Genomic DNA, 477 nt, shown 5'->3' on the forward strand with positions numbered 1-477 from the left:
GTACGAGCTGATGCGCGTGCATCCGCTGTCGCACATCCTGCAGATGCATACGGGCGTCGATCTCGCCGCGCCCACCGGCACGCGCGTGAACGCGGCGGCGGCGGGCGTCGTGTCGTTCGTCGGCTACGATCCGGGCGGCTACGGCAAGTATGTCGTCATCGACCATCCGGACCGCTCGTCGACCTACTACGCGCATCTGTCGGCGTTCGCGCCGAAGCTCGAGGTCGGGACGGCGGTCGCGCAGGGCCAGCGGATCGGCGCGGTCGGCTCGACGGGCGCGGCGACGGGCCCGCATCTGCATTTCGAGGTGCGCGTCGACGATCAGCCGGTGGATCCGCTCGTCGCGCTCGCGAACGCGCAGAACACGCTGTCGGCGATGCAGCTCGACGCGTTCCGGCGCGCCGCGAGCGAGGCGCGCTTCCGGCTCGCGTCGGGCGCCACGCCGCCGCTCGGCTTCGCGCAGATCAACGCGCCGCT

1 protein-coding gene is annotated in these 477 nt (G+C 71.9%); it reads left to right on the forward strand.

Going from position 1 to position 477, the window contains the following annotated elements:
* A partial coding sequence (locus ACU8YE_RS24755; RefSeq protein WP_446930089.1) for a M23 family metallopeptidase occupies positions 1 to 477 on the forward strand: 477 nt, incomplete at both ends.

This window comes from Ralstonia sp. VS2407, assembly GCF_052950655.1.